This is a genomic window from Mycobacterium sp. E796 (assembly GCF_001672815.1).
In the GTDB taxonomy this organism is placed as follows: Bacteria; Actinomycetota; Actinomycetes; order Mycobacteriales; family Mycobacteriaceae; genus Mycobacterium.
Genome location: NZ_LZKK01000163.1, coordinates 1 through 4,797, shown reverse-complemented (window position 1 = coordinate 4,797; position 4,797 = coordinate 1). Strand labels below are relative to the sequence as shown.

At 69.8% G+C, this 4,797-nt stretch carries 4 protein-coding genes and 1 pseudogene; 1 reads left to right on the top strand and 4 read right to left on the bottom strand.

The features are described from left to right. From A5706_RS11885 to A5706_RS11875, 3 genes and pseudogenes are all read right to left on the bottom strand, one after another. A pseudogene (locus tag A5706_RS11885) lies at nucleotides 1–871 on the bottom strand (hypothetical protein); the annotation flags it as partial. Nucleotides 872–928: 57 nt separating this feature from the next. Further along, nucleotides 929–2,341, bottom strand: coding sequence for an MFS transporter (locus tag A5706_RS11880; RefSeq protein ID WP_231985216.1), 1,413 nt, complete (start codon nucleotides 2,339–2,341; stop codon nucleotides 929–931). Nucleotides 2,342–2,435: 94 nt separating this feature from the next. Then, nucleotides 2,436–3,215, bottom strand: a complete 780-nt coding sequence (locus A5706_RS11875) for a DUF2867 domain-containing protein (protein WP_068130600.1) — start codon at nucleotides 3,213–3,215, stop codon at nucleotides 2,436–2,438. A 21-nt stretch (nucleotides 3,216–3,236) separates the two neighbouring features. Here A5706_RS11875 and A5706_RS11870 point away from each other — a divergent pair, with 21 nt between their 5' ends. After that, on the top strand, nucleotides 3,237–3,833 hold the full coding sequence (locus tag A5706_RS11870) for a TetR/AcrR family transcriptional regulator (protein WP_068130598.1): 597 nt from the start codon (nucleotides 3,237–3,239) through the stop codon (nucleotides 3,831–3,833). On the opposite strand, the gene A5706_RS11865 is transcribed toward A5706_RS11870, so the two are convergent. After that, nucleotides 3,807–4,797, bottom strand: a 991-nt coding sequence (locus A5706_RS11865; protein ID WP_156767078.1) for a 26S protease regulatory subunit, incomplete at its 5' end; no start/stop codon positions are given. The two genes, A5706_RS11870 and A5706_RS11865, sit on opposite strands and share 27 nt — an antisense overlap.

The window sequence follows — 4,797 nt, the reverse complement described above, 5'->3', positions numbered from 1 at the left end:
TGCCGCGCAGTTGTTCGGTGATGCGGGCGAAGAACGCCTCCATGTCCTGGGCTTGGCGCGCCTGCATGGCGACGAACTCGTCCTTGCGGGCGGCAAGTGCGGGGTCGATCTCGAGCCGGTCGAGCTCGCCGCGGGACGCGGCCGCCCGCATCTTGGACGCCAGGAACATCAGGTCGGTGTCCACCGCGAAGGGATACAGGGCGTGGAATCTGCTTTCGTCGCCGCCGGTGAAGCCGCGCTTGATCATGTTGGCGATGCGCAGATGACCGAGCTTGCCGCTGGCGAAGTTGGGCCACACCACGTCCACCACCGGGTTGAGTTCTGTTTCGGTGGGTTCTCGGCCGAAGGTTTGGAAGAGGCAGATCTTCCACAGCGCCATGCCATCCCGGGCGCCGCGCTTGTCCTTGGGCAGGATCGAGATGGTGCCGGTGGTGCCGCTGGAGGTGATGACCTCAAGCGGGGTCTGCGCGTCGAGTCGGTCGATCCAGTCGTCGATCCCGGCGCAGCCCGCGGTGTCCACGCCGGACAGGTCGTAGCTGGTCAGCTTGTCCAGCCACTTGGTCATCAGGTCGAAGCGCTTCTTGTCGACGAGCGCGGCCGGGTAGGACTTGAAGGCCGTGTGCGAAAAGAACAGCGGCACAACGTCATTGAATTCATTAAGCGCCGTGATGCCGAGCCGGTCGGCCAGTTTGCGCAGCATCTCGATGGAGTCGTAGTGCTCCCGGAAGCGGACGCCCATCGCCTGGCGTTGCAACTCTTCCAGCTCGGGGCGCCCAATGCTGTGCATTCGTGTGTAGGACTGGCCGAAGAACCCGATCGGGTCGTTCATGAATTTGTCGACCGCTTGGGCGGTGATTCCGGTGGCTGTCACCCGATCACGTTAACGCGATGATGCAGTTATAAGCAAGATTGCAGATTACTGCAAAAACTAGCTCGATGCCAGCTGCGGCTGGCCGGCGGGGGCGGCCTCCCGCGGCTCGGCCGCTGCATGCCCGTTCCGGATGGCGAGACCCCCGACGGCGGCGCCGACGAAGAACAGTCCCGCGCTGACGACCATGAGCCGGGCGAAGCTGGCGTCGGTGAGCCTGTTGGCGGTGATCACTCCCACGCAGGCCACCGCGATCAGCGCGGAGGTACGCCCCGTGGCGTTCTGGATCGCGGCGGCGATTCCGCTGTGCGCGGACTTGACGGCGGACAAATTGACCACGGTCAGGGGGGTGACTGCGAGGACCATGCCGACGGCAAGCACGATCCGGCCCGGCAGGACGTCGGTGAGGGCGTGCAATCCGTGCGCGGTCGGGCGAATTAGCAGCAGCCCGACCCCGGCCAGCGCGGGACCCGCCATCAGGAAGATGCGCGGTCCGATCCAGGCGGCCATGCCGCCGACGCCGCGGGCGAACAGTAACGACATGATCGGGCTGGGCAGCGTGATCAGGCCCGAGGCGGTGGCCGAATAGCCCGCGACCTCCTGCAGGTACAGCGCGATCGCCAACGAGCCCATCGTGATGCCGCCGTAGACGAACGCGGTGACCAGGTTGGCCCCGGCGAAGTTGCGGGCGGCGAACAGGCTCAGCGGCACCATCGGGTGGGGCGTGCGGCGCTGCCACGCCACGAACGCGAGCAGTGCGGCGATGCCCACCGCCAGCGCCGCCCTGACGAGTGCGTCGGCCCAGCCCCGCCGGCCCTGTTCGATCAGCGCGTACACCGTGGCGGCCAGCCCGACCGCCGACAGCGCGGCGCCGACGATGTCGAGGGGCGCGCGTCCGGACGGTCCGGGAATCCCGCGCAGCCAGTATGTCAACGCAAAGCCGACGGCCACGGGAACCGCCGACAAGACGTAGATCCAGCGCCAGCCCAGAAAGTCCACGGCCAGCCCGCCGAGCAGCGGTCCGACCGCGAAGGCGGTTCCGGTCCAGGCCGTCCACGATCCGATCGCGGCGGGCCGGTCGGCCGGCTCGAACGTCGAGTTGACCAGGGCCAGCGAGCCGGGCACCAAAAACGCGCCGCCCAGCCCCTGGACGAGGCGCCCGGCGATCAGCATCGACGGGGTGCCCGCGGTCGCCGCCATCACCGAGCCCGCTCCGAAGGCCGCCAGCGCCAAACGCATCACCCGGATCCGCCCGAACAGGTCGGAGATGGCACCGCCGGGCAGGACCATGGCCGCCACGGCCAGCAGGTAGCCGTCCACCACCCACTGTTGGGTGCACATGCCCCCTCCGACGTCGCGTCCCATGGCCGGCAGGGCCAGGTTCACGACGGTGCCGTCGAGGAACACGACCGCCGAGACCATGATCGCCACCGTCATGACCCGCGCCGTCGGGGCGACATCAGGGAACTTCACGAAACCGGTCCTGCTCTTCTCGGTGAGGTTGTCGGATGCCTGTTTGTAGGCATCCGGGTTACACCAAGTCGGACGAACGAACGAGCCAAACGGTTCAGGTGTGTGCCGCAACGCGTTTCACGAGCCCCGGCGCCACGGCCCGGTGCAGCGGGCCGACCGCGGCCCACACCGCTCGGGCGGCGAGGCGGTTGTAATGCACGCCGGTGATGAGCATCACCCGGCCGTCCCGGCGTCGCAGCGTCAACCGGCCGCGGATGAGCGGCCCGCCCGACGTCAGCACGATCTCCTCGCGATCCGAACGCGTGATCGGCCAGCCGATGATGTGGTCCGGCGAAGAGTACGGACCCAGGCGAAGCCTCAGCACGTGGCGGTGGATCCACAGCACGAGGTTCCCGCCCGCTCCCGGCCTGCGCCCCACCGCGTCGCGGAGCGTCTGTTCGGCGGTGCGCGAATCGCCTTGCGGGATGGGGGCCTCGAACACGTCGGCATAGTCGGCCTCGGTCCAACCGAGCGCCGTTGCCGCGATGCGTTTCAGCACCCTGCGCACCACGATTCGGTGTGCGCCGGTTCCGATGACCAGCGCGCGATAGGCCTTGCCGTGGATGCCGGGGAAGGCCGCCCAGGTCGCGGAGCGGACCCGGGTGCCGGGCGCCACGTCGTCCAACTCGAACACCCACCGGTAGATCGCGAACGGGTGGCGGCCCTTGAGCGCGAACAGCTCCGGGCGCCGCGCCTCGTCCAAAACGAAGCCCGTCGGCACGGTCGACGGGTCGAGCGGGTCGCGGCACATCACCCGCAGCAGCGCCGACCACGTGTCGGCGCGATTCGCGGGCACGGTTATGGCATGCTCATCGATATAGGGTAATCGTTCCATATAGAAGGAATGTACTAGATCATGGCGCCTCCGCGGAAGCACGAAACCGATGTGATCCTGGACGCAGCCCGGGCGCTGGTGCTCGAAGGGGGACCGCGGGCGGCGAGCGTCGCGGCGATCTCCGAGGCGAGCGGCGCGCCCGCCGGCACCCTGTATCACCGGTTCGGCAATCGCGACGGCATCCTGACAGCGGCGTGGCTGCGGGCGCTCGGACGTTTCCAGGCGCGGGCGCTGGGCGCCGAGGGCGAGACGGCCATCGACACGGCGGTGGCGATGGCCGTGGCCGCCGTCGGCTTCGCCCGCGAGCTCCCCGAGGACGCCCGCCTGTTGTTGACGATCCGGCCCACCGACCTGCTCGACGACGAGCCCGACGCGGCGTTCCGGGAGACGCTCGCCGCGATGAATGCGCCCCTGACCGAACGGCTTTCGGCCCTGGCGAAGCAACTGTACGGAAGGCGCGACCGGCGGTCGGTGGACGCCGTCGCGCGCGCGGTGGCCGACCTGCCGTATGCCGTCGTGCGCCGCCACGCGCACGACGAGCCGATGCCGCCCTGGCTCGAGGCCGACGTCGCGGCGTCGGCCCGCGCGGTGCTAGCGAGTTTTGCCGAACGCGCGTAGCGACTGCACCTGCGCGGGGTCCAGCGACGGGTGGACGGTCTTGCGGGCGGCGTCGAGGTCGGCGGCCGTGACGTCGGAGGCGTCGAGGGAGCGTCGCATGGCGGTCAGCGCGGCCTCCCGCAGCAGCGCGACGCAGTCGGCGGCGCTGTAGCCGTCGAGCGATGCGGCCACCGCGTCGAGGTCGACGTCGTCGCTCAGCGGGATGGATTTGCCTGCGGTGCGTAAGATTTCGCCGCGGGCGGCGGCATCGGGCGGTTCGACGAACACCAACCGCTCCAGCCGGCCCGGGCGCAGCAGCGCCGGATCGATCAGGTCGGGCCGGTTGGTGGCGCCCAGCACGACGACGTCGCGCAGCGGGTCGATGCCGTCGAGCTCGGTCAGCAGCGCGGCCACCACCCGGTCGGTGACGCCGGAGTCGAAGCTCTGCCCGCGCCGCGGCGCCAGCGCGTCCACCTCGTCGAGGAACACCAGTGACGGCGCGGAATCGCGGGCCCGCCGAAACAGTTCGCGCACCGCCTTTTCCGAGCTGCCCACCCACTTGTCCATCAGCTCGGAGCCCTTGACCGCGTGCACGGACAGCTGTCCCGTGCTGGCCAGGGCGCGGACGATGAACGTCTTGCCGCAGCCGGGCGGGCCGTACAGCAGCACGCCACGCGGGGGATCGACCCCGAGCCGGGCGAAGGTGTCGGGATGCTGCAGCGGCCACAACACCGCTTCGGTCAGGGCTTGGCGGGCCTCGGCCATGTCGCCGACGTCGTCGAGCGTGACGTTCCCGACGGTCAATTCCTCAGTGGCCGAGCGGGACAGCGGCCGGATGACGGTCAGCGCCCCGACGAGGTCGTCCTGATTCAGCTTCGGTGGTTGCCCGTCGGCGCTGGCCCGCGACGCCGCCCGCAGCGCGGCCTCACGCACCAGCGCGGCGAGGTCCGCGACGACGAAACCCGGTGTCCGCCCGGCGATCTCG